This window comes from Pseudomonas sp. Choline-02u-1 (assembly GCF_002836515.1).
Classification (GTDB): domain Bacteria; phylum Pseudomonadota; class Gammaproteobacteria; order Pseudomonadales; family Pseudomonadaceae; genus Aquipseudomonas.
This window is the reverse complement of sequence record NZ_PJBC01000001.1, coordinates 163,593-189,449: the sequence shown is the minus strand read 5'-3', so window position 1 is coordinate 189,449 and position 25,857 is coordinate 163,593. Positions and strand designations below refer to the sequence as shown.

Genomic DNA, 25,857 nt, shown 5'->3' with positions numbered 1-25,857 from the left:
AAATCAACGAGGCCTGCCGCGAATCGTGTTGACTCGCGGCAGGTAGTAGTCAGGCGAAGTTCTGCTCGGCCGACCAGTTTTCGTACCAATGACGGAACAGCGAATATTGCTTCTCGGCATAGCGCCGTTGCGAGTCGCTCAGCACGTCAGTTTCGTTGAAGTGCAGGGTGTATTCCTTGTCGCCGTTGAGCACCATCAAATGCTTGTAATACAGCACCAGATCGCAACCTTCGTCGAACGACGACAGTACCGCCAGCGCCGACTCCAGCTCCCGCGCCTGGCGCCGGGCCTTGGCATCGCCTTGCGCGGCCTGCTTGCTCAGCGCAACCAGTTGCAGCACTTCGCGGGGCAGGGCGTTGCCGATGCCGGTGATGGCGCCGGTGGCGTTGCAGTTGACGAAACCGTGCACCACTTGCGTGTCGACGCCGACCATCAGCGTCACGTCGTCATCCTTGGAAGTGATGTTCTCAGCTGCGTAGCGCAGGTCCGCGCCGCCGCCGAATTCCTTGAAACCGATGAGGTTCGGGTACTCACGGCGCAGTTCGAAAAACAGGTCGGCGCGGGTGGCGAAGCCGTAATAAGGGCTGTTGTAGATCACCGCCGGCAAGTTCGGTGCGGCTTGCAGGATGGCGGCGAAGTGAGCCTTTTGCGCCGTCGCCGAAGCGCCACGGGACAGCACGCGCGGGATGACCATCAAGCCTTGCGCGCCGACTTTCGCCGCATGCGCTGCGTGGGAAACCGCTTCACGGGTATTCACCGCACCGGTACCGACGATGGTCGGCACCCCGGCAGCCACCAGCCGTGCCACGCCTTCCTGGCGCTCGGCTTCGGTGAGCAGCGGCCAGTCGCCCATCGAGCCGCAATAGACTACGGCGCTCATGCCGACATCGATCAGCTCGCGTCCCTTGGTCACCAGCGCGTCGAAGTCCGGTTTGCGCTCGGTGGTGCACGGGGTCATCAGGGCCGGCATGCAACCGGTGAAGATGTTGTCGCTCATGATTCAACTCCTTGGCATTTCGTTTGATTCGAGGTGAAAGGTCGGCGCGGCGGCTCAGATGCCCCACGCGAACGGGTCGCTGTCGTCGATCAGCAAGGTGCTGTCGGCGGTCATAAAGGCGCGGCCGGTGATGAACGGGCGAATGCGTTCGCCCTCCCATTCGAAACGGCCTTCGAACTGGCTGCCAGTGATGCTCGCCTGCACCCACGGCGCGCCCGGTTGCAGTTTGTCGTCGGCCGCCAGGCAGGCGAGTTTGGCGCTGGTGCCGGTGCCGCACGGCGAGCGGTCGTAGGCTTTGCCGGGGCACATGACGAAGTTGCGACTGTCGGCCTGATCGTCATCGGCGAACAGTTCGATGTGGTCGATGACCGCGCCGTCTTCCCCAGAGATGCCCTGATCTTCCAGCGCCTTGAGCATCGCCCACGTGTACGCCGTCAGGTGCTCGACGTTGTCCATGGTCAATGTCTGGCCATGCTCGGAAACGAGGAAAAACCAGTTGCCGCCGTAAGCGATATCGCCGACTACGCGGCCAAAACCGGGGACGTCCACTGGCACCTGTTTGCGATGACGGTAAGCCGGCACGTTGCCCACGGTGACCGAGCCATCGTCGTGCAGCGTCGCGCTGACTTGCCCCACCGGCGTGTCGATCTTGTGCAGGCCCGGCTGGATTTTCCCCAAATGCTGCAACGAGTTGACCAGGCCGATGGTGCCGTGGCCGCACATGCCCAGGTAGCCGGCGTTGTTGAAGAAAATCACCCCGCAGGTCGCGTCCGCCGAGGCGGGCGGGCAATACAGCGCGCCGACCAGCACATCGTTGCCGCGTGGTTCCAGCAGACAGGCGCGGCGCCACTGATCGTGCTGGCTGCGCAGGGCGTCGCGTTTCTCGACCATGCTCTTGCCGGGCAACTCGGGGAAGCCGCTCATGACCAGCCGCGTCGGTTCGCCGCCGGTGTGGGAATCAATGACGTGTACTCGTTTCATGAAGAGATCCCGTTGGATGATTTCAGTAGGCACCGGCAGGTCGGGCGTTGACGGTGGGCGAGGGCGCGGGGCTTTCGCTTTCTTCGTCCTCGTCGTCCAGACGCAGCAGATGGGCAGGCACGCCGGTCGCTGCGCCCCAGTAGTAAATACCGGTGGCGCAAGCGGCGACGACGATGGTGTCGAACGGATGGGCGAGGATGCCCAGACCACCGAAGGTGCCGAGTTTCGACAGCACGATGGTCACCGCGTAGAAGGCGATCAGCCACGCCGATGAACGCACCTGACTCGCCAGACTCAAGTGCGAGGTGGGCACAAAGCGGCCACAGAACAGGTAGATGACAAACATCAGGATTTGCAGGCCGAGCAGCCACGACACGGTGTTCCAGCCCGACCAGTAGACGATCAGCGCCGCGATGATGAACGACACTGGCCCGAGCAGGCCCATGCTTCTGACCCGGAAGGGGCGCGGCATGTCCGGCGCATTGCGGCGCAGCGCCGCCACCGACACCGGCGCTACCGCATAGCTCAGCACCAACGCGGCGGAGACCACGTTGATCAGCGCTTCCCACGATGGAAACGGCAGGGTCCAGAACACCGACAGGGCGAAGGTCAGCCACAGCGCCGGACGCGGGATGCCGGACTTTTCATCGATGTGGGTGAAGACCTTGAAGAAGGTGCCGGTCTGCGCCCAGCCATAGATCACGCGCGGCGTGGCGTTCATGTAGATGTTGCCGCAGCCGCTCGGCGAAATCACCGCATCGGCGACCACCAGATACGCCAGCCAGCCGACACCAAGCGCCAGGGCGATGTCGCGATAAGGCAGGGCGAATTCCTTGCTGATGCCGGCCCAGCCGTTGGCAAGCATTTCTGTCGGAATGCTGCCGAGGAAGGCCATTTGCAGCAGCACGTAGATCAGGGTCGACAGCAGCACCGACAGAATCAGCGCGATGGGAATGGTGCGCTGGGGATTTTTCACTTCGCTGGCCACTGAAATGATCGGCGTCAGGCCAAGGTAGGCAAAGATGATCCCGCCAGCGGAGACGGCCATTTCCACGCCGGACAGTCCGAACGGAGCGAAGCCCTGAACGTGGAAATTCTCCGGTTTGAAAAAGGTGAACAGCACGCCGATCACCAGCAGCGGCACAATGAATTTGAACACGCTGACCAGATTGTTGGCCTTGGCGAAGGTTTTCACGCTGCGGTAGTTGAGCAGGAAAAACACGCAAAGCAGGCCGAACTGCACCAGCCAGCCAAGGATCGTCGGGTCGCCACTGCCAGCCTTGGTCAGGCCGGGAAACCACGCCGCCGCATATTGGCGCGAGGCGACCACTTCGATCGCTACCAGACTGGAAAACGCAATCAGGGTAATGAAGCCCATCAGGTAGCCGAGCAGCGGGCCGTGGGAGTAAACCGGGTAGCGCACCACGCCACCGGCACGGGGCAATGCGGCGCCCAGTTCGCAGTAGACGATGCCCAGCAGCAACACGGCGAAACCGCCCAGCAGCCAGGAGAAAATCCCCGCCGGCCCGGCAATCGCCGAGACATGGCTGGCGGCGAACAACCAGCCGGAGCCGAAGATCGCGCCGAGTCCGATAAAGGTGAGGTCGATCAATGAAAGCTGTTTTTTGAACTTGCCTTGGCCTGACATGGCATCGCCTTCTTGTGAGTTATTGGATAGGCAGTTGTGTCACGGGGACGAGCAGACTTTGCACCGGTCGACGGCAGCGGCGATTGATGTTTTATGCAGGGATCGATGACGAATTCAGCACAGTGGCAGCGATGAATGCGCGGCCTCGACAGGGCGGCGACGTTGCTGCAATCTGCTGGCGAGTGGCGTCTGTGGTGGTTCAGTTCGAGGAGAGTCTTTGATGCAGTCAGCGTTTTCGATCCTGTGCCAGGGCACTGACGGCTTGCGTGCGCAGACTCTCGAAGAGATGGTCGCGGGTGTCGCGCAACTGTTGCCGATACTCGATGTGATCCCCAATGCGGCGATCTTCATCAAGGATCTGCAAGCGCGCTATGTGCTGGCCAACCGCACGCTGGTGCAGCGTTGTGGCTTGAAGGACCTGCGCCCGTTGCTCGGCAAAACCAGTGCGCAGGTTTTCCCGGCGCAGTTGGGCCCGGGATACACCGAACAGGATCGCAAAGTGCTGGAGGAAGGTTTCGTGTTGGAGGATCAGCTCGAACTGCACCTGTATGGCAGTCGCGAGCCGGGCTGGTGCCTGACCCACAAGCGGCCGATCTACAGCCGTGACGGGACGATCATCGGCCTGGTGGGGATCTCGGTGGATCTGCAGTCAGCCAGCGAAACCCATCCGGCTTTCGAGCGCCTGGCGGCTGTCGATGAATACATTCGCGGCAACTTCAACCGGCGGGTGACGCTGGGTGAACTGACGCGCATCGCCGGGATTTCCGTGGCGCAACTGGAGCGCTACTGCAAACGCGTTTTTCACCTGACGCCACGGCAGATGATTCAGAAAGTCCGGCTGGAGCATGCGCATCGCTTGCTGCACAGCGACTTGCCGATCACGGAGGTTGCGCTGCAATGCGGCTACACCGATCACAGCGCTTTTACCCGTCAGTTCAAGGCCTCGACCGGGTTTACACCGCGCGAATACCGGCAGGCGACCGGGCATTAGACCAACACGGCCAACCAGGCCGAAAGCAGCAGAAGAAAGGCCAGTGCCGCGTTCATTCGCTTGAACGCTTGCGGTGAACCGAGCAACCGCGCGCTGCCGACTCCAAGCAGCGCCCAGAGCGTCATGCACGGCAGCGATACCAGCAGAAATGCCAGCGACAACACCAGCAGGCGTAGCGTCTTGTCGCCGCCGCCAACGAATACGCTGACCACGGCCACAGCCATCATCCACACCTTCGGGTTGACCAGTTGCAGCAGCGCCGCGCCGAATACGCTCAAGCCTTGTTCCTGGGCGGCATTCGGGTCCAGCGATGGCGGCTGGCTGCGAAAGATCTGCCACGCCAGCCAGCTCAACCAGAGCACGCCAGCCCAAGCCATGGCTTGCTGCACGCGCGGAAAGCGCAACAGGGTTTCGCCAGCGCCGAGCCCGACCACCAGCACAATGAGCGCCGCCGCCGCACAGGCGCCGAAAATGATCGGCAACGTGGCAATCAATCCGCGCCGGGAACTGTGGCTCAGCACCAGAATATTGGTCGGCCCCGGGGTGATCGAGGCAACGAAAGCAAACAGCAGAAAGGGCAGTAAAGACGCCATGGTGCAGATTCCTGAATGTCGAAACAGGACACCATGATCGTCAGCGCGAAGGCCTCAGTCTGGAAGATTTGAGCAGCGTCTGCGGTAGTCCGCCGGGGTCAGTTGATAGGCGCGGCGGAACCAGCGACCGAGGTGACTCTGGTCGGCAAAACTAAGCACGCTGGCCACCTGCGCTGGCGTCTCGCCGCGCGCGAGCAATTGCCGCGCCTTGGCCAGTCGCAGTTGGATCAGGTAGGCGTGAGGTGCCAGACCGAAAGCGGCCTTGAACGCGCGGGTCAGGCGAAAACGATCGACACCACAGGCTTGCGCTAGGTCGTCGAGGCCGATTTCTTCATAGGTGTGGGCATGCAGATAGTCGCGCGCAACCTGCGCAACCAGTGGCAGGCGCGGATCGAAGTCCTGACGCTTGCGCCAGTCGAGATGGCGGGTGAGGGACGCCAGCAGGCCATCCAGCGCAGTCTGCCGGACGATGCGCAAGTCACCGTCGTGCAAGGCGTGGAAGGCTTGCACGATTGCCATCGACAGACGCGGATCGTGGCTCAGGGTATCGGCAAAGCCCGGGTGGCTGTCGGCGGGTGCCTCTTCGAACAGCGCGTGCAGTTCGCGCTCCAGCCAGTGCGGATCGAGGTACAGCATCGAGTAGGTGAAGCCGTCCTCGGTCGGCGCATGGCCATCGTGGATTTCACCCGGCTCAAGCAAAAACACATGCCCCGGCGTACTGCGATGACGCACACGTCGACAATTGAACTGCTGCACGCCTTGCTCGGTAACGCCGACGAGAAAACTGTCGTGCCAGTGCGGATCGTAAGCATGCCCACGGAAATGCGCACGAATCGACTCGATCCCGGTATCGACATCCTGGGACAGGGAGATCCAGTTGCGTTTGTCCATGGGAGTACTCCAGGGGCGGTTGAGCAGGGGCGTTTTTACGATACCGCGTGGAGCTGGAGAGTGTTTAGAAGATTTGTGCAGGTGAGGAGGGGAACTCGAGCTGGGAGATGTGATGGGAGAAGGGTTTCGCAAGAAAATGCAGACGAAAAAAAACCGCCTTCGCGGGGCGGTTTTTGGTTGGCCTCGATTTGCGATCGAAGCCATGTGCTTCACCAGCCCCCTTAACCAGTCGGCTGAAGGCACGCATGGTCCGGTAAGTTTGCTGCAGGTTTGGCCGCCAGCCCTGGAGGCCTAAACGTTTGAAGCTTTTGCTGCGAACGCTGAGCCTTGTAATGGGGATTGTTGAAAGCCTTGCGCTTTTACGAGTTCCTGCGAGATCACTTTGACGACTTGCAAAGGTTGTCTGAGTGAGAAAGACCCGTTTCGGTTTCGACTGGTACGGGTCTTTTTCGTGTGCATAAGGCTGTCAAATATAAGATTTTCGGTTTTATGCTTTTCGACTTTGTAAGGCGTTTCGCTTGGAGACGTAAGCAATATCACGAATATCGGCCCGATGGTGGCTCATGCTCGACCAGCTATTGATTGCGTCAATGACAACCATTAAGTCAATGAAGTTCTCATATCCACGATGCGGCGTAAGATCGGTTCCATTCCCAACCACTGCACCTCGGAGCACACCATCATGAAACGCCAGACTATCCTCGGTATCGCTTTCTCGGTTTTTGCACTGAATGCCTTCGCTGCCACTGAAACCGATCCACTGTTCAGTGACGCCGTAGCCGCGACCGAAACCGATCCATTGTTCAGCGATGCAGTCGCTGCCGACGGCTCCGATCGCCTGAAAGGTAACCTGGTCGCTGAAGGCGGTGCCGACCGCCTGCTCGAACGCCGTACAGCTTGAGTGCAACAATGAGCATCGACAGCGAATGCCGCCTCAAACACAAGCGGCATTCGTTTGGCTCAAGCGCCACGATCTTCAGTTAAATCGTCGTCGGCAGTACGGCCTTGTCGCGATTGCGACCCTTGAACGTTGCCCAGAAACACAGCAATACCGCCACGGAAAAACCGGCAGGGAACAGCCAGATGCTTCTCCAGTCATGGCCCGCACTCGAAGTGAAGTGGTCAGTGATCCGCCCCGCAATCCAGAAACCCATCAACATGCCCAACCCGTACGTGGCCAAGGTGATCAAGCCTTGCGCTGAGCTGCGGAAGCGTTCCGGTGCCTTTGCGTTGGTGTAGATCTGCCCGGAAACGAAAAAGAAGTCGTAGCACACGCCGTGCAGGGCAATGCCGATCAACAACATGAATGCCTGATCGTCGTTATTGCCGAAAGCAAACAGCACATAACGCAACGCCCATGCCGCCATGCCCACCAGCAGGGCGATCTTGATACCAAAACGATGGATGAACAGCGGCAACAGCAGCATGAACAGCACTTCCGACACCTGACCGATGGTCATCTTTGCCGTTGGGTTGGGCACGCCGATCTCGGCCAGAAACGGATTGGCATTCTGGTAATAGAACGCCAGTGGGATGCAGATCAGGATTGAGGCAAGGAAGAACACCAGATAACTGCGATCTTTGAGCAAACCCAGCGCATCGACGCCGAGCATCTGCTTGAGGCTTGATGCGCCTGCGGCGTTCTTCAGCGGCGCAGTGTTCGGCAGGCTGAAGCTGTAAAGCCCCAACAGCAGCGACGCCACGGCGGACATCAGGAAAGTATTGCGCAAGCCTCCCGCCACGATGCTTTGTTGCGAGTCCCAGGCGAATACGAAGCTGATAACCACGCCGGCGACAATCCAGCCCACCGTGCCCCACACGCGAATGCGCGAGAACTCCAGCGCCGGATCTTTGATCTGGCGGAACGCCACGGCGTTGACCAGTGCCAGCGTTGGCATGTAGACCATCATGTAGGCGAGTACGTAGGGATAAAACACGCTGAAGTCCGCTGCGCGATAGAGCTGATAGAGCAGCACCGCACCGAGCAGATGCAGCACCGCAAGAATGCGTTCGGCATTGAAAAACCGATCGGCAATCAGGCCGATGACAAACGGCGCCACAATCGCGCCCCAGGATTGCGTAGCAAACGCCATGCCGACCTGCGCACCGCTGGCAGCGAGCGTCGTAGCCAGAAAAGTGCCGAGGGTGACGAACCAGCCACCCCAGATAAAAAACTGCAAAAACATCATCACGCTGAGTCGCGCATTCATTACGTTCATTTCAGATCACCGTATTGTTTTTATGTCGGTAAACGCGGCTGAATCAGTCGTCGGCCAGGCCGAGCAGGCGCCGATTGGAAGCGGCGTCAGCGCTGACCCCGGCGAAATCGTCGAACGCCTTGGCGGTCTTGCGGATCATGTGCCGCTCGATGAAAGCCGCACCCTCAGCCGCACCCTGCGCGGAATCTTTCAGACAGCATTCCCACTCCAGCACCGCCCAGCCGTTGAAGTCGTATTGGCACAATTTGCTGAAGATCGATTTGAAATCGATCTGGCCATCGCCCAGCGAACGGAAGCGCCCGGGGCGTTCGACCCAGCCCTGATAACCGCCGTAGACGCCGGAACGCGCATCGGGGCGAAATTCGGCATCCTTGACGTGGAACATGCGGATGCGGTCGTGGTAGCGATCGATGAAGCCGAGGTAGTCCATCTGCTGCAGCAACAGATGGCTCGGGTCATACAAAATCGCAGCGCGAGGATGATGATTCACCGCTTCGAGAAACTGCTCGAACGACGCGCCGTCATGCAGGTCCTCGCCAGGATGGATTTCGTAGCACAGATCAACGCCAGCCTCTTCGAAGCAGTCGAGTATCGGCAGCCAGCGTTTGCCCAGTTCAGCGAAGCCTTGCTCGACCAATCCAGCCGGGCGTTGCGGCCACGGATAGACGTAGGGCCAGAGCAGGGCGCCGGAAAAAGTTGCGTGGGCGGTGAGTCCCAAGCGCTGACTGGCACGGGCAGCCAGTTTCAGCTGTTCGATGGCCCACTCGGTGCGCTCGCCGGGTTTGCCGCGCAGTGCCGCTGGGGCGAAGTCGTCGAACAGGCTGTCGAATGCCGGATGTACCGCGACCAGTTGCCCTTGCAGGTGCGTCGATAACTCGCTGATGACTACACCGGCGCGGGCGCAGACGCCGATAAGTTCGTCGCAGTAATCCTGACTTTCAGCAGCGCACTGCAAATCGATGAACCGTGTGCCGAGGGTCGGTACCTGGATGGCTTTGTAACCTTGCGACGCCGCCCATTTGGCGATGTTGGCGAGCGAGTCGAAGGGCGCTTCATCAGCGATGAACTGTGCGAGGAAGATGCCCGGGCCTTTCAGGCCCGTAGCGGTCTGCTGATCATTCATCATTGTTCGTGGCTCCTGTCAGTTGGCCCGGGATCTCGCTCCACTTTGCGTTGCCCAGGTGATTGGCAATGGCGGTTTCGATGAAAGCCATGCCGCGCAGGCCTGTCTCGATACCCGGTACACCCGGCGCCTGATGGCGTCCGGTGTCGTGAAGAATTGCCTCTGCGAGATCGCCGTACAGATTGGCCATGGCCTCCAGATAACCTTCAGGATGCCCGGCAGGCAGGCGCATGCGTTGGTTTGCGGCGGCACACAACCACGGCTGACCGACCCCGGATCGCAGCACGCGCATCGATTCATTCAATGGCCGATGAATCAGACTGGCCGGCTCTTCCTGCCGCCACTCCAGCCCACCCTTGTCCCCGTAGACGCGGATCTTCAGCGGATTTTCTTCACCGGCGCAAACCTGACTGGCAAGCAATGCGCCGCTGGCGCCGTCGCTCATCTTGAAGAGCATCGCCACATCGTCATCCAGCTGCCGGCCCTCGACATGCGAACCAAGCATTGCACTGATGAACTGGATCGGCTGACCGGCAACAAATTCGGCCAGGGAAAATGCGTGGGTGCCGATGTCGCCGATGCAGCCGCCGATCCCGGATTGCGCCGGGTCGTCGCGCCAGCCGGCCTGTTTGTTGCCTTGCCCGGCGACATCGGTGCTGAGCCAGCCTTGCGGGTATTCGACGATGACTTTGCGCACGCGCCCGAGCACGCCGCTGGCGACCATCTCGCGGGCCTGCCAGACCATCGCATAGCCGAGGTAGGTGTGCGCCAGCGCGTAAATGCGCTGGCTATTGATGACCACCGAATGCAGCGCTTGCACCTCGGCCAGGTTAAGCGCCGCGGGTTTCTCACTGAACACGTGAAAACCGGCGCTCAATGCTTCACGGGCAATCGGTGCGTGCAGATGATTGGGCGTGACGATGATCAGCAGTTGCATGCGTTGTTCGGCGGGCAGTGCGGCCTCGCCGGTGAGCAGTGTTTGCCAATCGTCGTAACAACGCTCGGCGGGCACACCCAGTGCAGCAGCGGTGCGCTGATTATTCTCGCAGTCGCGGCTGAACGCGCCGCAGACCAGTTCGAAGCGTCCATCCAGGCCGGCAGCTTGCCGGTGGGCGCGGGCGATGAAGGCGCCTTCACCGCCTCCGACAAAACCCATTCTTATTTTTGTTGCGGCAGCGTACATGGCAGTCGTCTCGGTAGCTGGATGCGATTCTGATCAATGATGTAACCGGTTACATCGTGGAGCAAAATCTAGGCGCGAAACAGCCGGGTGTCAAACGAGAGCGGATGATTGACAGCATTTCGATCGGTCGTCGCCTGCGGTAAGCTCCGCGCCTGATCGGTGTTAAACAACGAGGTGGTTTTGTCCAATATTCGCGAAGTGGCTCGGCTGGCAGGCGTTTCCGTGGCGACGGTGTCGAGGACGCTGAAATCGCCCGAGCGCGTCCTCGCGCCAACCCGTGAGCGCGTGATGGCCGCGGTGGAGCAGGCGGGCTATCGGCCGAACCTCATGGCGGTGCAATTCCGCTCGCGGCGCACCGGCAATCTGGTGATTCTGGTGCCGACCATCGCCAACACCTTTTTCGCCCGGGTGATCAGCGGCGCGCAGCAAGCGGCGCAGGCCGCCGGCTATCGCTTGCTGCTCTGCGACACCCAAGGGCGGGAAGAGCTGGAGCGGCAGTTCGCCGAGCTGGTGTACGCCCATCAAGCCGACGGTGTGATCCAGTTGCGCGCCTACGATCCATTTGAAAACGCGCCGGCAGACGTCGATCTGCCGCCGCTCGTCAACGCTTGTGAAGTGATCAAGGCAGGGCGTTATCCGACCATCAGCCTGGACAACGTCGCCGCTGCCAAAGCCATGACCGAGCACCTGATCACTTTGGGGCATCGACGCATCGGCCTGATCAAAGGCTCGAAGAACAGCCCGCTGACGCGTGATCGTCTGGAGGGCTACGAAGCGGCATTGCGTGAAGGCGCTATCGCCTTCGACGAGGCACTGATCTGTCACGGCAACTTCAGCCTTGAAGCCGGTTTCGCCGGAGCGGAAAAGATGCTTGCGCTGACCAACAGACCCACTGCGCTGTTCTGTGAAAACGATGAAATGGCCATCGGTGCGCTCAAGCGCATTCGGCAAGCGGGGCTGCGGGTACCCGAGGACATTTCACTGGTCGGCTTCGACGACATTCCCATGGCCGCGTACTGCGATCCGCCGCTGACCACCATCTCGCAACCGGCCGAGGCCTTTGGAACAAAAGCGGTCGAGATGCTGATTGCCCTGATCGAAAAACAGCCGCTGCCAGACAGGCACGTGATCCTGCCGTTCGAGCTGACGCCACGCACCAGCACGATCGGCATCGACAGTTCGGGCGAGCGGTAACCGAATCACGTCGCTGGCGGCTTCGCCAGAACAATTCCAGCGGCGCCCAGGCGCTTGAGCACTTCGAACAACAGGTCGCTTTTGGTCAGCCCGACGATCCTTGGGCTGCCGACATAACCGGTGACCGTCAACGTGATGCCGTCGGGGGACAATTTGCTGAAGCGCACGAACGGCCCGGGTTTGTCGAGGATGGTTTCGTTCTCGTGATAGATGTCGAGCAGCAGTTGTTTGACCTCCTCAGGATCGATATCCAGTGGAAACACCAGCTCCAGCGACGCCACGCCCTGAGCGCTGCCGCCGAGGGTAACGTTGCGCAGATTCTGCGAGATCAGTTGTGAGTTGGGCACGATCACGATGGAGCGGTCGCTGAGCTGGATTTCCGTGGCGCGCACGTTGATCCGCCGGATATCGCCCTCGACGCCGCTGATGCTGATCAGGTCGCCGACCTTGACCGGGCGCTCGGTGAGCAGAATCAGGCCGGAAACGAAGTTCTTGACGATCTCCTGCAAGCCAAAGCCGATGCCCACCGAAAGCGCACTGACAATCCACGCCAGGTTGGTCCACTGCACACCCAACGACGACAGCGTCAGCAGAATCACAAAGGCGTAGCCGATGTTGGAAAACAACGTGCTCAGCGACGCGCACATGCCCGGGTCCATGTCGGTCTTGGGCAAAAATTCATTGTCGAGCCAGCGGCTCAATGCGCGGATCAGCCAGATGCCGATCAGCAGCGCCAGCAGCGCGTTGAGCAGATGCCCCGGCACGATGTTCAGCTTGCGCAAACCCGCGCCGCCGAGGATCGACATGATGTTGGTCAGCAACTGGCCGAGCGTGGTGCCGATGCCGCCGACGAACAATGAAATCAGGGCCATCAACATCAGTCCGGCGCGACTGAATCCGGACAGCAGAATCGAAATCTGATCGAGGCGCCGATCGCTGATGCCGAGCAGTTGCTTGAGTGCTTTGCCGCTCGCGTGTTTGGGCGAAAAAAGGTGTTCGCAGGCGTCCTTGACCAGCTGAATCAGCAGGTAGAAACCCGACAGCACGATGTAGCCCCACACCAGTTCATAACTGATGAACCGCGCCAGCGAGACATACCCCGCCAGCAGCGCGATGGCCGAGACAAACATCGAGACGCTGGCGACGCTGTAGATCAGCCCGGCGAACACGCTGTTGACCGCCGTGGCGTCATTGGCCGCGACCAGCGCCTTGCGCACGTTGCCGACGCGCAACAACATCGTGCCGATGATCGCCAGTACCACCATCGAAATAACGCCGCGCCCGGCCATGACGATGTGGCTGCTCATGCCCGTGGCGTTGCCAACCTGTACCAGCGTCACCAAGACCAGTAAAGAGCAGGCGAGGATTCGCGGATAAGGCTTGAGGGCGAGCGCCACCGGATCGGCAATGGCCGGCAGGCGCCACGACGGATGCTCGGTCGACAGCAGCGCGCGGCTGAGCCCGGTGATCAGTACGCAGGCATACACGACTTTTTCGAACTCTTCGGAAAACGTTTCCAGCACCGGCGGCAGGGCTTCGTGGCGAGTGCAGGCGTAGAACAGCAGTTTCAGGGCGATGGCGGTGGTGATGAAGGTCGCGATGGCTGAGGCGAATGCCAAGGCACTGCGGCGCAGGCGGCCTTCCGCCACCCGGTGAATGCAGAACCAGGTCAGCCCGCGCTCAGCCAAACGCCGGCCGAGCGTCCAGACCAGCAGCGCCAACAGCACCAGTACGCAGGTAAAAAAACGTTCGCCCGGCGCCCAGACCGTGGCCCAGACGTCACTCACCTGCGCAACGAACAGTCGCAGCCGCTGGCGGTCGTCCTCGCTTGGACTGGCCAGTGGCGCCCAGAAATTCGGGCTCAATACGCTGCGGGTACTCAAGGTCAGTTCGCTTTCCAGCAGCGTGCGACGGATGCCCGCGATTTGCGTGATCAGATCGGCGGCATTCTGTTTCAGTGCGGCGAGGCTTTTGAGCGTGCCATCGACCTTGCTTTTCTGCTCCGCCAGTGCCGCCCGCTGCGCGACGATATCGGCTTGCTCGGCGGCCACCTCGGCGTCTGGCGCCGTGCCGAGCACGCCCAGTTGCACGGCCAGTTGCGCCTGCTGCGGCAACAGCGCAGCCGACAATCGGTCGACATCAAGAATGAACGCCTGGACCCGATCCTGCGGACCTTCGAGCTGGTTGTAATTGTTTGCCGCCGAAATCTGCTGCTTGAGCCCATCGAGGCGTTGTTGCAGGGCTTGCAGATCGCTTTGCGAAATCACCGGCAACGGCGCTGCGCCTGAGTTGGCCGGCGCTGCAAGGTCCGCCGCCCACAGCGCAGCGCTGCCCGGTATCAGCAGCAGGAACAGGATGAAAAACAGTGGCTTGAATGAACAGCGCATGGGGACGGCGGACTCAAGTGGTTCACACAGTCTATGAGGGTAGGTGATCGCGCTGGACAGGGCGGAAAACTTTCTCTGCAAGAGGCTTCATACGCTCATCCAATCCAGCGGAATGATCAGCGCAGCGCACGGTCAACCGGCAATAACAGCTTCGAGAGCACGCCATGTCCATTGCCAAGGAAACGATTGAATACCTGCGTCAACAGTCGTTGATGATCACCACCGCCGAGTCCTGTACGGCGGGGGAAATCGTCATGCTGCTGTCAGAAGTGCCCGGCAGCGGCAAACTGATCGAATGCGGTTACGTGGTCTATTCGCCGCAGGCCAAGCAGCGCTTGCTGCACGTCAGCCCGGCGACCATGGAAACCTTCAACCTGACCAGCGTTGAAGTCGCCAGTGAAATGGCCATCGGTGCGCTGCGCGACAGCACGGCCAATGTAGCAGTCGCCACCACCGGCATTCTCGGTCCCGACGATATGGATGGGATCAAAGCGGGAACGGTATGTTTCGCCTGGGCATTTCAGTTCGATCAGCGACATTTTCTGTTCAGCACCCAGCAATGGTTTCCCGGGTCACGCAGCGAAGTGCAGACCCGAGCCTCGGAATTCGCCTTGCAGCAACTGCCGGATTTTCACCGTCGTGCCTTGCGCGGTGAAGGAGGGTGGCGCCAATGAAGGATGATACTGACCATCCCGATCTGCGTAGCAGGCAGTTCCCGGTACAGGAGGACATGGCTTATCAACTGAAGGTCTGGCGCTTCGAACACATCGGTTGGTACCTGTTGGTGGTGTGCATGCTCTTGGGCCTGTTGGGGCTGTTTTCCCGTGGTGTGCTGAGTTCGCAGGACGCCCGCAGCGCCGATGGCAGGGTTCAGGTCGAATACGAGATGTTCCACCGCAACGGCTCGACCAATCCGCTGAAACTCAGCGTGCATGTGGCGCCTGAAGCCACCGTCGAACTGGACATCGGCGGCGAACTGCTCGATGGCTTCAGCATTGAAACGCTGCAGCCGGCGCCGGTGCGCATGCGTAGCTCAAAACAGGGCATGCGCCTGTGGTTGCAGGCGGATGCGCAGGGCCAGGCAACGCTTTACCTGACGCTGCGCGGCGACGGACTGGGCCTGTTTCGCAGCCATATCCGCATGCCCGGCTCGAGCGACGTGAAGCTCAATCAATTCATTTATCCATAGGTGACCCATGGATTCGGTCTTGCGCGCACTCGCGATGTATCTGGCACTGATGGTGCTGTTCAAAATTGCCGGCCGGCGTTCGCTGGCCGAGCTGACGACGTTTGATTTCGTCTTGCTGATGATCATCGGCGAAGCCACCCAGCAAGCATTGCTGGGCGATGATTTCTCGCTGACCAACGCGTTTCTGGTGATCATCACGCTGATCGCCGTGGATGTCGGTTTTTCCCTGCTCAAGCAACGTTCCGGCTGGGTGTCGCGGCTAATCGATGGCGAGCCGACGATCATTGTCGAGAATGGCAAGCTGTTGCACCGACGGCTGCGCCATGCGCGGCTGGTCGAGGCGGATATCATGGAGGCGGCCCGCTCCAGCCAAGGCATTGAAACGATTGAGCAGATCAAATTCGCAATCATCGAACGCAACGGCAAGATTTCGGTGATCCCGCAGGATTCAGGAAAAGGTTGAGCCGCCAGTGATGTTCGCCGGCAATTTTTTTGAACGCTCAATCGCCCCTAAAGCCCAATCCTTACCACTCATTGGAGGATCGCGAAATGAACGAGGCAGCGAGTTATTTTTCCATCGCCGTGGCGGTGATCATTCTGCTGGTCGACCTGTGGGCGATTGTCAGCGTGTTTCGCAGCAACAAGAGCGTCGGCGTCAAAGCCGCCTGGGCGATCGGCTTGATCGTGTTCCCGGTGCTCGGCCTGATCGTGTGGGGCATCGCTGGCCCGCGCGGCGTCAAGGAAGGGCCTTCGTCGCCGGAGCACAGCAAGGGCTGAGAACGCGGATTAGCGCCATCCGGAAAATTGGAGGTGAACGATGAAAGCTGTTGTATTTCATGGCGTCGGTGATATTCGGCTGGACGATGTGCCCGAGCCAACCATTCAAGCGCCAACCGATGCCATTGTCAGGCTCACCGCATCGGCTATTTGCGGCACCGATCTGCATTTCATTCGTGGCAGCGCGCCGGACATGCAGCCCGGTACGATTCTCGGACATGAAGGCGTGGGCATCGTCGAAGCGCTTGGCGAAGACGTGCGTAATCTCAAGATTGGCGACCGCGTGCTGATTCCTTCGACCATTGCCTGCGGCAATTGCTCGTACTGCCGTGCCGGCTATTTCGCCCAGTGCGATGTGGCCAACCCCAACGGAAAAACCGCTGGCACTTCATTCTTCGGCGGGCCGAAAACCACCGGGCCGTTCGATGGCCTGCAAGCCGAAAAAGCGCGAATTCCCTTTGCCAACATCGGCCTGATCAAACTGCCGGATGCCATCACCGACGACCAGGCCATCGCCATGTCGGATATATTTCCTACAGCCTGGTTTGGCGCCGACATGGCGCGAATCAAGGACGGCGACACGGTGGCAGTGTTCGGCTGTGGGCCGGTCGGACTGTTTGCGATTATCAGCGCGAAGCTGATGGGCGCGGGTCGCGTGTTCGCCATTGACGGGCTGGATGATCGCCTCGCTCGCGCTCAAGCGCTGGGTGCCGAGTGCATCAACTTCGAAAAAGAAGATCCAGTTGAAACCATCGCTCGCTTGACGGCGGAAATTGGCGTGGATCGCGTGATCGAAGCCGTGGGCATCGACGCTAACCATTGCCATCACGGCCATCATCACCCTGCGCAGTGGCAACCCGGAGACGCGCCGTCGCAAGCGCTGGAATGGGCGGTGAAGGCTGTGGCCAAGGCCGGCACGATTTCCATCATCGGGGTCTATCCCGCCGGGTTCGACAGCTTCCCGATCGGCGAGGCGATGAACAAGAACGTACGCATCAACATGGGCAACTGTCATCACCGCAAATACATTCCCAAGCTGATCGAAATGACCCTGGCCGGGCGCGTCGATCCTGGGAAAGTGCTGACTCAGGATGAGCCGTTGACTGATGCGATTTCCGCATTCAAGGCGTTTGATCAACATCAATCCGGATGGATCAAGGTCAAGCTTGAACCGGGTAGCGATACCACTGCTGACAGGAGATCGTCATGAAAAAAATCTGTGCATGTCTGGGGCTCTGTTCAATGTTTCTGTTGAGCGGCTGCTTTGACTCCAACGACGCACCCAACAAGGACAGCGACAAGAGCAAGCCGTCGGTGCAAATGCAGACCGAAAAGCCCGAGGAGGGCAAGTAGCTCCCTTGGTAAAAACCTGTGGGGGCGAGCAGGCTCGCTCCCACAGGCGTTCAGTCGCGCAAACAACCCCGCGCCAGCCAGAGCCAATACACCAACGCAACAGTGCTGATCCCGGCGCCCAGTGTGCACACCCCCACCCAGCCAAACAGCGCGTAGCTATAGGTCGCCGCGATGGCGCCCAAGCCGCTGCCTACCGAGTAAAAACACATATAAGCGCCGACCAGTCGGCTCTGGGCGTCGGGTCGTGCGGCGAAGATCAGGCTCTGATTGGTCACATGCACTGCTTGCACGGCGAAGTCGAGCAGGATCACGCCAACGGCCATCGCCAGCAGCGAATGCTCGACAAGCGCGATAGGCAGCCAGGACAGGGTCAACACTGCCAAGGCGATGCCGGTGGTGCGATTGCCCAAACCCCGATCCGCCAGATGCCCGGCCCGCGCAGCGGCAAGCGCGCCCGCCACCCCGGCCAGACCAAACAGGCCGATCTGCGTATGCGACAGCGACAGTGGCGGCGCGCTGAGTGGCAGCACCATCGATGTCCACAGAACGCTGAATGCGGCGAAGATCAGCAGGGCGAACGTGCCTCTGATGCGTAATACGCGCTCAGTCAAAAACAATTGAAACACCGAGCGCAGCAATCGCCAGTAACCGCGCTGCGCGGGAGGTTTCGCCGTGGCGGGCAGGGTACGCCATAGCAGCAGCGCCATGCCGACCATCAGTGCTGCACAGACCAGATAGACAGCGCGCCAGCCCGCCAGATCGGCAACTACCCCGGAGGCGAAACGCGCCAGCAGGATGCCGAGCACCACGCCGCTGGTGACGGTGCCCACGGCTGCACCACGCTCAGCCGGGCTCGCCAGGCTGGCGGTGCAGGCGACCACTACTTGCACCACCACCGCCAGCAGACCTACCAACGCCATCGCACCGAGTAGCACGCCCCAGCTCTCGGCCAAGCCGACTGCACACAGCGCCACCGCCGACAACAGCAATTGGCTGACGATGAGTTTCTTGCGATCGAGCAGATCACCCAGCGGCACGATGAACAACAGGCCGAGGGCATACCCGGCTTGTGTGGCTGTAACGACAACGCCGATTGCACCGGATGAAACACCGAGGCTTTGCGCCATCGTTTCGAGCAACGGCTGAGCGAAGTAAACGTTGGCCACGGCCATGGCGCAGGTGATTGCAAAGAGAAACGTCTGTAGGCGACTCAGGCCAATCATTGTGCTGTCAGCTGCGGTGTGCGCAGTGATCAGGGTTTGCGTCTGGCAGGGCATCCTTGCATCCTCGTAATGTGGTTTTGAAACGAGACCGATGCATTGATCTTTATCCATTCGAGTTGTTAAATGCAACCACATTCAGCGACCACCCCAGGAGCAACATGGCCCGACAGCAATTACTGGCTCAGAGCGAATGCCCCGTCGCCCGGACCCTTGAAGCGATCGGCGATCGCTGGGCCTTGATGATCATTCGCGATGCGTTCGATGACGTACGCCGGTTCAGCGAATTCCAGAAGCGACTGGGCCTGGCGAAGAACATCCTCTCGGTCAAACTGAAAATGCTCGCCGAGCTCGGTGTATTGCAGATTCAACCGGCGTCCGACGGCAGTGCTTACAAGGAATACGTGCTCACCGACATGGGCCGCGCGGTGTTTCCGATCGTCGTCAGCCTGCGCCAGTGGGGCGAGCGCTTCCTGTTCGCGCAAGGCGAGGAGCATTCGGTGTTGCTCGACAACGAGCGGGCCGAGCCCGTCGAAACCATAGCGGTGCGTTCGGCGGCCGGCGCAGTGCTGACTCCGGCCGATTGCCACCGAAAGCTGGTGACACGCGGGGGATGAAGCGGACCGGCTGCGATGTCGTGTGTCAGAGTTTGTTGAGCGGGATTTTCAAGTACACAACGCCGTTGTCTTCGGCCGCTGGCAGGTTTCCCGCGCGCACATTTACCTGAATGGCCGGCAGCAGCAACGTCGGCATTCCAAGCCCGGCATCACGCTGGTTACGCATCTGGACAAACGCCGCTTCATCGATGCCGTCGTGTACATGAATATTGTTTTTGCGCTGTTCGCCGACCGTGGTCCGGCATTGTGAGGCGCGGCCCTCGGGCGGGTAATCGTGGCAGACGTAAAGCGTCACGCTGGCCGGGAAAGCCAACAGCTTCTGGATCGATTTGAACAATTGCTGCGCATTGCCGCCGGGGAAATCGCAGCGCGCGGTGCCGACATCGGGCATGAACAGGGTGTCGCCAACGAGGATCTGGTCACCGCCGATCAGATAGGCCATGTCCGCTGGGGTATGGCCGGGCACGTGCAGGGCAGTGGCCTTGAGATTGCCGATCATGAACGACTCATTCGGTGCAAACAGATGGTCGAATTGCGAGCCATCGACGCGAAATTCCGGCTCGAGATTGAACAGCGCCTTGAACACGTTCTGCACTTTGCTGATCGATTCGCCAATGGCGATCTTGCCGCCCAGCTCCCGACGCAAATAAGGCGCGGCTGACAGGTGATCGGCGTGAGCGTGAGTTTCCAGCAACCACTGCACCTGCAGGCGGTGTGCCCGCACGAACGCGACAATCTTGTCCGCCTGCACAGTGCCGGTGCGCCCGGCGGCTCCGTCGTAATCGAGCACCGGGTCGACGACTGCGCAATGCCCGCCGTCGGCTTCGTAGACCACATAGCTGTAGGTCGAGGAGGCGGGGTCGAGAAACGCTTCAATCAGGGCGGGCATGGCAGAAACCTGTGCTGGGGAATTTCGGGTTGCAACAGTTTATGTAAAAACATAATGTTCGCAGCTTAAGTGACCTTCAAGGCCTCGTGCAAATGCAATCCAGTCTGACCGAATGTGAAGTCGCCCAACTACGCGCCTCGGCGTCCAAAGCCTGCGCGCTGCTCAAAGCGCTGGCCAATGAGGATCGCTTGTTGATTCTCTGCCAACTGACTCAAGGCGAACGCAACGTCGGCGAGCTGGAAACGATGACCGGCGTACGCCAGCCGACGCTGTCCCAGCAACTGGGTATCTTGCGCGACGAAGGGCTGGTCGCGACTCGCCGGGAAGGCAAATACATTTTCTACGGCCTGGCCAGTCACGAAGTGATCCAGGTGATGAAGACCCTCTCGGGGCTTTATTGCGGAGCGGTGCTCAAAAGCTGGGAACAGCTATAAATGCCAGCTATCACACCCTTTCAGTTGTGGGAGCGGGCTTGCTCGCGAAAGCGGCGTGTCAGTCGAACATTCATTGCCTGACACGCCGCCTTCGCGAGCGAGCCCGCTCCCACACTGCTTTGGGGTGTGAAGACTGAAACCCTTGCGTGCAGCAAAAGGAACAAGCAATGAACGATCAACACTGGGGCCCATCCATCAGTGCAGACATCGTGGTCATCGGCGGCGGGACGGCCGGCATCGGTCTAGTCGCCAGCCTGCTCAAGCGTGACCCGCATCTCAACATCACCGTGATCGAACCGAGCTCACAGCACTACTACCAACCGGCATGGACGCTGGTCGGCGGCGGCGCTTTCGATGTGAAAGACACCGTCAGACCGATGAGCAAAGTCATGCCGCGACAGGCGACCTGGATTCAGGCCAGCGTCAGCGCCATCGACCCGCAAAGCCGCCAGCTCACCCTCGATGATCAACGCACCGTCAGCTATCAGAACCTGATCGTCTGTCCCGGCCTGCGCCTGGCCTGGGAGAAAATCGAAGGGTTGCAGGAAAGCCTCGGTCAGCACGGCGTCACTTCCAACTACAGCTATCAACACGCCCAATACACTTGGGATCAAGTGCAGAAACTGCGCGACGGCCGGGCGCTGTTCACCCAGCCGGCGATGCCGATCAAATGCGCCGGCGCGCCGCAAAAAGCCCTGTACCTGTCCTGCGACCATTGGCGCAAAAGCGCGGTGCTGCACAACATCAATGTTGAATTCAATCTCGCCGGCGCCGCACTGTTTGGCGTGCCGACCTTCGTGCCGCCGCTGATGAAATATATCGAACAGTACAACGCGCAACTCGCGTTCAACTCAAACCTCGTCAAGGTCGATGGCCCGGCGCAAACCGCGTGGTTTGAAGTCAAAGATGCCGATGACAACGTCAGCCGCGTAGCGAAAACCTTTGATCTGCTCCACGTCGTCCCACCCCAGGTGTCGCCGGACTTCATCGCGCAGAGCCCGCTGGCCGATGCCGGCGGGTGGTGTGAGGTCGATCCGCACAGCCTGCAGCATCCGCGCTATCGCGAAGTGTTCGCCCTGGGCGATATCTGCGGCACCAGCAACGCGAAAACCGCGGCCGCGGTGCGCAAGCAGGTTGTCGTCGTTGCGCAAAACCTTCTGGCCGCACGCAAAAAACAGCCGCTGCCACTCAAGTACGACGGCTACGGCTCGTGCCCGCTGACGGTGGAGAAGGGCAAGGTGATCCTCGCCGAGTTCGGCTATGGCGGCAAACTGCTGCCGACTTTCCCGCTGGATCCGACCGTACCCCGGCGGTCGGCGTGGTGGCTGAAAGCAACATGGCTGCCATGGTTCTACTGGCACGGCATGCTCAAGGGCCGCGAGTGGCTGACGCGTCTGTCCAAGGTCGACTGAGAAAACCCTATGTTGCTGGCAAGTCTGTTTGGCGTAGTGATGGGGTTGGTCCTCGGCCTGACCGGCGCGGGTGGCGGGATTCTCGCCGTGCCGGCGCTGGTGCTCGGGCTGGGCTGGACGATGACGCAAGCGGCGCCGGTGGCCCTGTTTGCGGTCGGCAGCGCGGCGGCGATCGGGGCCATTGACGGTTTGCGACGTGGTCTGGTGCGTTACCGTGCGGCGTTATTGATCGCAGCATTGGGCGCGGTGTTTTCGCCGCTGGGGATCTACTTTGCACATCAGTTGCCGGAGAAGGTTCTGATGATCCTGTTCAGCCTGCTGATGGTCCTGGTGGCCTGGCGAATGTTGCGTAAAGAGCGTCAGCAAGCGGGACCGAGCGATCACGGCCATGCCAGTTGGGGCCAGAAGAACTGCATGCTCAACGAGCAGACCGGACGCTTCGACTGGACCACCAAATGCACCGCCACGCTGGCTGCTCTGGGGGCGATTACCGGTGTGGTCTCGGGATTGCTCGGCGTCGGTGGCGGGTTCCTGATCGTCCCGGCCTTCAAGCAACTGACCGATGTGCAAATGCGCGGTATCGTCGCCACGTCCTTGATGGTGATCAGTCTGATTTCAGCGATCGGCGTGATCGGCTCGTTTCAGGCGGGCGTGCGCATCGACAACCAGGGCGCAGCCTTCATTGTCGCCAGCATCGTCGGCATGATCATCGGCCGCAGGCTGTGCGCGCAGGTGCCGGCGCGGGCGTTGCAGGTGGGGTTTGCCAGTGTCTGTCTGGTGGTGGCAGGGTACATGTTGTTGCGGGCGTGAAGAGCAAAAGATCGCAGCCTCCTTGCACGAGGCTGCGATCTTCTCAGCGGTTTACAACACCAGGTGCGGCAGCCACAGCGAAATGGCCGGCACGTAGGTGACGAGCAGCAGCACCATGAACAGCACGGCGTAGAACGGCAGCAGTGCTTTTACGGTGCTTTCGATGCTGACTTTGCCGATCGCCGAACCGACGAACAGCACGGCTCCCACCGGCGGTGTTATCAATCCGATCCCCAGATTGACCAGCATGATCATGCCGAACTGCACCGGGTCGACTCCGATCCCCAGAATCACCGGCATCAGGATCGGTGTAAGGATCAGGATCAGCGGCGCCATGTCCATCACCGTGCCCAGCAACAGCAGCATGACGTTGATGCACATCAGGATCACGTAACGATTGTCCGACAGGGTCAGAAACAGCGTGGTGATCTTCGCCGGGATCTGCATCAGGGTCATGACGTAGCCGAAGCTGGCAGCGAAACCGATCAGGATCATCACGATGGAAATCGTCCGCACGGTGCGGTGCATCAGCTTGGGCAGCTCGCTCCATTTGTAATCGCGATAAATGAACATGGTCACGAAGAACGACCACAGCACCGCGATGGCTGCCGATTCAGTGGCGGTGAAAATCCCCGAGAGGATGCCGCCAAGAATGATCACCATGGCCATCATGCCCCACAGCGCTTCACCGACGATTTTCAGCGCCTGGCGCATCGGGATCACTTCGCCCTTGGGGTAGTTGCGCTTTTTCGCGAAGATCAGGCACAGCACCATCAGGCACGCGCTCATCATCAAGCCCGGGACAATGCCGGCCATGAACAGCGAAGCAATCGACACCGTACCGCCGGCAGCCAGCGAGTAGAGCACCGAGTTATGGCTTGGCGGCGTCAGCAGGGCTTGCACCGAACCGCTGACGGTCACGGCGGTGGAGAAGTCTCGTGGGTAGCCCTTGCGTTCCATTTCCGGGATCAGTACTGAACCCACCGAAGCGGTGTCGGCCACCGAAGAGCCGGAGATCGCACCGAAGAAGGTTGACGCGACAATGTTGACCAGTGACAGGCCACCGCGCACGAAACCGACCAGCACCCCGGCACACGCCACCAGACGGCGGGACATGCCGCCCTCGGCCATGATCGCACCGGCCAGTACGAAGAACGGAATGGCCAGCAGCGAGAATTTGTTTACCCCCGAGGCAACCTGGATCATCACCGCCTGGAATGGAATGTCGATCCACCATGCACCGATCAGCGCGGCGGCGCCCAACGCGTAGGCGACGGGCATGCCAACCAGGATCAACACGATAAAACTGCCCAGCAGAATCAGAGCGTCCATTAAACGGCACCTTCACTTTCTTCAACCAGGTCGAACTGCACGACCCGACGTTTGCTCTGGTCACCGAGCAGGAGTTTTTCCAGGACGAAAATCAGCGTCAGCAAGCCGCCCAGCGGAATCGGCAGGTAGGTCACGCCAACCCGCAGATCGGGCAGGGCGGCCATGAACTGGTTCCAGGTGGACATGCACAACTTGGCGCCCCAAATGGTCATGAAGATGCAGATTGCCGCCATCAGCAGTTGGGAGAAAATCGCCGCTGCGGATTTCAGCTGCGCTGGCATACGGTCGGTGAGCATGGCCACGGCCATGTGCGCACCGGCGCGGTAACTGGCGGCAGCACCGATGAAGGTGAACACCATCATCAGCAGAATCGCCGTGGGCTCAGGCCAGCTCGAGCCAGTGCCGAGCACGTAGCGGGCGAACACGCCCCAGGGAATCATCAGGGAAATCGCCAGGACGGAAAGGCCGGCGACCCAGATGCACGTCATGTAGATCTTGTCGTTGATACGCAGCAGCAAATTCTTCATCGGGTTCCACCGTAACCGGGCGCGCCTGAGTCATCAGGTGCGCCGGGCCTTTTTCAAAAGTACGAGCGGGGGGCGTTACTGAACGGCTTCGATTTTCTTGATCAGGTCGGCGTATTTCGCGCCGTATTTTTCCCGTACTGGAGCGGTGGCGTCGTAGAAGGGTTTCTTGTCGACTTCGATGAACTCGACACCGGCGGCCTTGAGCTTTTCTTCACTGGCAGCGGACTTCTTGTCCCACAACACGCGTTCTTCAGCCTGGGCAGCCTTGGCGGCTTTCTTGACCAGGGTCTGCTGATCCGGGGTGAGTTTTTCCCAGGTGATTTTCGACATCACGATCGGCTCTGGCAGGATCAGGTGACCGGTCAGGCTGTAGAACTTGGCGTTCTGGAAGTGGTTGTGTTCGAGCAGGGTCGGCGGGTTGTTTTCCGCGCCGTCGATCACGCCGGTCTGCAGGGCGCTGAAGATCTCGCCAGTGTCCATGGCAATGCCGTTACCGCCCATGGCGTTCATCATGTCGATGAACATCGGGTTGCCCTGCACACGGATTTTCATGCCCTTGAGGTCTTCGAGCTTGCGCACTGGTTTTTTGGTGTAGATGTTGCGCGTGCCGCCGTCCATCCACGCAAGAGCCACCAGGCCGAATTCGGAGTTGGTGATTTTATCGAGGATCTCGTCGCCCACCGGGCCATCGATGACGTTACGCATGTGTTGCTGATCGCGGAAAATGAACGGCATGTTGAACACGTTCACGTCCGGCACCACCGGGCCGACGATCCCCAGGCTGACGCGCGACAACTGGACAGCACCGACCTGCATCTGCTCGATGACTTCCTTTTCCGAACCCAGCACGCCGCCCGGGAAGTATTGGAACGTCAGCTCGCCGTTGGTTTCCTTGGTCAGGGTATCGCCCATGGATTTTTCGGCCACTACGGTTGGATAACCGGCGGGGTGAATGTCAGCAAATTTGAGTTTCATTTCTGCCTGAGCGCCACCAGCAAAGGTGAACATCAGCGGGAGTGCAGCGGCGAGCAAGGTGCGTTTGAAGTTCATGGGGGTGAGTCTCCAGTCTTGTTATTTTTGTGTTCAGGGC

Annotated in this window: 27 protein-coding genes; 13 read left to right on the top strand and 14 right to left on the bottom strand. The window is 60.3% G+C overall.

Going from position 1 to position 25,857, the window contains the following annotated elements:
- Window positions 1–49 precede the first annotated feature (49 nt).
- Genes CXF97_RS00940 through CXF97_RS00930 form a run of 3 tightly spaced genes read right to left on the bottom strand, consistent with a single transcriptional unit; the run spans window position 50 to window position 3,626 of the window.
- Complete coding sequence (locus tag CXF97_RS00940; protein WP_101155305.1) at window positions 50–997, bottom strand: dihydrodipicolinate synthase family protein; 948 nt, start codon at window positions 995–997, stop codon at window positions 50–52.
- A gap of 54 nt (window positions 998–1,051) precedes the next feature.
- Entirely contained in the window at window positions 1,052–1,978 is a 927-nt protein-coding gene (locus tag CXF97_RS00935; protein ID WP_101155303.1) for a 4-hydroxyproline epimerase, read from the bottom strand.
- Between the two features lie 22 nt (window positions 1,979–2,000).
- On the bottom strand, window positions 2,001–3,626 hold the full coding sequence (locus CXF97_RS00930; protein ID WP_101155301.1) for an APC family permease: 1,626 nt from the start codon (window positions 3,624–3,626) through the stop codon (window positions 2,001–2,003).
- A 220-nt stretch (window positions 3,627–3,846) separates the two neighbouring features.
- Here CXF97_RS00930 and CXF97_RS00925 point away from each other — a divergent pair, with 220 nt between their 5' ends.
- Window positions 3,847–4,617, top strand: a complete 771-nt coding sequence (locus CXF97_RS00925) for an AraC family transcriptional regulator (RefSeq protein ID WP_101155299.1) — start codon at window positions 3,847–3,849, stop codon at window positions 4,615–4,617.
- On the opposite strand, the gene CXF97_RS00920 is transcribed toward CXF97_RS00925, so the two are convergent.
- Window positions 4,614–5,210, bottom strand: a complete 597-nt coding sequence (locus CXF97_RS00920; protein ID WP_101155297.1) for a LysE family translocator — start codon at window positions 5,208–5,210, stop codon at window positions 4,614–4,616. The two genes, CXF97_RS00925 and CXF97_RS00920, sit on opposite strands and share 4 nt — an antisense overlap.
- Before the next feature lie 54 nt (window positions 5,211–5,264).
- Window positions 5,265–6,101 (bottom strand): AraC family transcriptional regulator, encoded by an 837-nt coding sequence (locus CXF97_RS00915; protein WP_101155295.1) that lies wholly within the window; start codon window positions 6,099–6,101, stop codon window positions 5,265–5,267.
- A 682-nt stretch (window positions 6,102–6,783) separates the two neighbouring features.
- On the opposite strand from CXF97_RS00915, the gene CXF97_RS00905 reads away from it, so the two are divergent.
- Complete coding sequence (locus tag CXF97_RS00905; protein WP_101155291.1) at window positions 6,784–7,002, top strand: hypothetical protein; 219 nt, start codon at window positions 6,784–6,786, stop codon at window positions 7,000–7,002.
- Window positions 7,003–7,081: 79 nt separating this feature from the next.
- On the opposite strand, the gene CXF97_RS00900 is transcribed toward CXF97_RS00905, so the two are convergent.
- From CXF97_RS00900 to CXF97_RS00890, 3 genes are read right to left on the bottom strand one after another with little or no spacing between them, the layout of a single operon-like run.
- Window positions 7,082–8,320 carry a nucleoside permease gene (locus tag CXF97_RS00900; RefSeq protein ID WP_101155289.1) on the bottom strand — a complete coding sequence of 413 codons (1,239 nt, stop codon included), beginning with the start codon at window positions 8,318–8,320 and terminating at the stop codon, window positions 7,082–7,084.
- A 43-nt stretch (window positions 8,321–8,363) separates the two neighbouring features.
- The gene (locus CXF97_RS00895) at window positions 8,364–9,446 is read right to left on the bottom strand and encodes a sugar phosphate isomerase/epimerase family protein (protein ID WP_371918355.1); all 1,083 of its coding nucleotides are present in this window, start codon (window positions 9,444–9,446) and stop codon (window positions 8,364–8,366) included.
- Entirely contained in the window at window positions 9,436–10,626 is a 1,191-nt protein-coding gene (locus CXF97_RS00890; protein WP_101155287.1) for a Gfo/Idh/MocA family protein, read from the bottom strand. Before CXF97_RS00890 ends, CXF97_RS00895 begins: the two co-directional genes overlap by 11 nt.
- A 180-nt stretch (window positions 10,627–10,806) precedes the next feature.
- Here CXF97_RS00890 and CXF97_RS00885 point away from each other — a divergent pair, with 180 nt between their 5' ends.
- Complete coding sequence (locus CXF97_RS00885; RefSeq protein ID WP_101155285.1) at window positions 10,807–11,820, top strand: LacI family DNA-binding transcriptional regulator; 1,014 nt, start codon at window positions 10,807–10,809, stop codon at window positions 11,818–11,820.
- 5 nt (window positions 11,821–11,825) lie between these two features.
- Here the strand turns inward: CXF97_RS00885 and CXF97_RS00880 are convergent, their stop codons facing one another.
- Window positions 11,826–14,207, bottom strand: coding sequence for a DUF3772 domain-containing protein (locus tag CXF97_RS00880; RefSeq protein WP_101155283.1), 2,382 nt, complete (start codon window positions 14,205–14,207; stop codon window positions 11,826–11,828).
- A gap of 164 nt (window positions 14,208–14,371) precedes the next feature.
- On the opposite strand from CXF97_RS00880, the gene CXF97_RS00875 reads away from it, so the two are divergent.
- From CXF97_RS00875 to CXF97_RS28145, 6 genes are all read left to right on the top strand, one after another.
- Complete coding sequence (locus CXF97_RS00875; RefSeq protein ID WP_101155281.1) at window positions 14,372–14,881, top strand: CinA family protein; 510 nt, start codon at window positions 14,372–14,374, stop codon at window positions 14,879–14,881.
- Window positions 14,878–15,396, top strand: a complete 519-nt coding sequence (locus CXF97_RS00870; RefSeq protein ID WP_101155279.1) for a hypothetical protein — start codon at window positions 14,878–14,880, stop codon at window positions 15,394–15,396. The genes CXF97_RS00875 and CXF97_RS00870 overlap by 4 nt, the downstream gene beginning before the upstream one ends.
- Before the next feature lie 7 nt (window positions 15,397–15,403).
- Window positions 15,404–15,859: a DUF421 domain-containing protein gene (locus CXF97_RS00865; protein ID WP_101155277.1), complete on the top strand. Its 456-nt coding sequence runs from the start codon at window positions 15,404–15,406 to the stop codon at window positions 15,857–15,859.
- A gap of 86 nt (window positions 15,860–15,945) precedes the next feature.
- On the top strand, window positions 15,946–16,173 hold the full coding sequence (locus tag CXF97_RS00860; protein WP_024012535.1) for a PLD nuclease N-terminal domain-containing protein: 228 nt from the start codon (window positions 15,946–15,948) through the stop codon (window positions 16,171–16,173).
- Window positions 16,174–16,213: 40 nt separating this feature from the next.
- Window positions 16,214–17,383 carry a zinc-dependent alcohol dehydrogenase gene (locus CXF97_RS00855; protein WP_101155275.1) on the top strand — a complete coding sequence of 390 codons (1,170 nt, stop codon included), beginning with the start codon at window positions 16,214–16,216 and terminating at the stop codon, window positions 17,381–17,383.
- The gene (locus tag CXF97_RS28145) at window positions 17,380–17,526 is read left to right on the top strand and encodes a hypothetical protein (RefSeq protein ID WP_178081127.1); all 147 of its coding nucleotides are present in this window, start codon (window positions 17,380–17,382) and stop codon (window positions 17,524–17,526) included. Before CXF97_RS00855 ends, CXF97_RS28145 begins: the two co-directional genes overlap by 4 nt.
- Window positions 17,527–17,576: 50 nt before the next feature.
- On the opposite strand, the gene CXF97_RS00850 is transcribed toward CXF97_RS28145, so the two are convergent.
- Window positions 17,577–18,749 carry an MFS transporter gene (locus CXF97_RS00850; protein ID WP_256589659.1) on the bottom strand — a complete coding sequence of 391 codons (1,173 nt, stop codon included), beginning with the start codon at window positions 18,747–18,749 and terminating at the stop codon, window positions 17,577–17,579.
- A gap of 158 nt (window positions 18,750–18,907) precedes the next feature.
- Here CXF97_RS00850 and CXF97_RS00845 point away from each other — a divergent pair, with 158 nt between their 5' ends.
- The gene (locus CXF97_RS00845; RefSeq protein ID WP_101155272.1) at window positions 18,908–19,363 is read left to right on the top strand and encodes a helix-turn-helix domain-containing protein; all 456 of its coding nucleotides are present in this window, start codon (window positions 18,908–18,910) and stop codon (window positions 19,361–19,363) included.
- A 25-nt stretch (window positions 19,364–19,388) separates the two neighbouring features.
- Here the strand turns inward: CXF97_RS00845 and CXF97_RS00840 are convergent, their stop codons facing one another.
- The gene (locus CXF97_RS00840) at window positions 19,389–20,252 is read right to left on the bottom strand and encodes an MBL fold metallo-hydrolase (RefSeq protein WP_101155270.1); all 864 of its coding nucleotides are present in this window, start codon (window positions 20,250–20,252) and stop codon (window positions 19,389–19,391) included.
- A gap of 92 nt (window positions 20,253–20,344) precedes the next feature.
- On the opposite strand from CXF97_RS00840, the gene CXF97_RS00835 reads away from it, so the two are divergent.
- The 3 genes from CXF97_RS00835 (at window position 20,345) to CXF97_RS00825 (ending at window position 22,908) form a co-directional block, all read left to right on the top strand.
- Window positions 20,345–20,686 (top strand): helix-turn-helix transcriptional regulator, encoded by a 342-nt coding sequence (locus CXF97_RS00835; protein WP_101155268.1) that lies wholly within the window; start codon window positions 20,345–20,347, stop codon window positions 20,684–20,686.
- 167 nt (window positions 20,687–20,853) lie between these two features.
- Entirely contained in the window at window positions 20,854–22,098 is a 1,245-nt protein-coding gene (locus CXF97_RS00830; protein ID WP_101155266.1) for an FAD/NAD(P)-binding oxidoreductase, read from the top strand.
- A gap of 9 nt (window positions 22,099–22,107) precedes the next feature.
- Entirely contained in the window at window positions 22,108–22,908 is an 801-nt protein-coding gene (locus CXF97_RS00825; RefSeq protein WP_101155264.1) for a sulfite exporter TauE/SafE family protein, read from the top strand.
- A 51-nt stretch (window positions 22,909–22,959) separates the two neighbouring features.
- On the opposite strand, the gene CXF97_RS00820 is transcribed toward CXF97_RS00825, so the two are convergent.
- From CXF97_RS00820 to CXF97_RS00810, 3 genes are all read right to left on the bottom strand, one after another.
- Window positions 22,960–24,240: a TRAP transporter large permease gene (locus CXF97_RS00820; RefSeq protein WP_101155262.1), complete on the bottom strand. Its 1,281-nt coding sequence runs from the start codon at window positions 24,238–24,240 to the stop codon at window positions 22,960–22,962.
- Window positions 24,240–24,767: a TRAP transporter small permease gene (locus tag CXF97_RS00815; protein ID WP_101155260.1), complete on the bottom strand. Its 528-nt coding sequence runs from the start codon at window positions 24,765–24,767 to the stop codon at window positions 24,240–24,242. Before CXF97_RS00815 ends, CXF97_RS00820 begins: the two co-directional genes overlap by 1 nt.
- 75 nt (window positions 24,768–24,842) lie before the next feature.
- Window positions 24,843–25,817, bottom strand: a complete 975-nt coding sequence (locus CXF97_RS00810; protein WP_101155258.1) for a TRAP transporter substrate-binding protein — start codon at window positions 25,815–25,817, stop codon at window positions 24,843–24,845.
- Window positions 25,818–25,857: the final 40 nt, after the last annotated feature.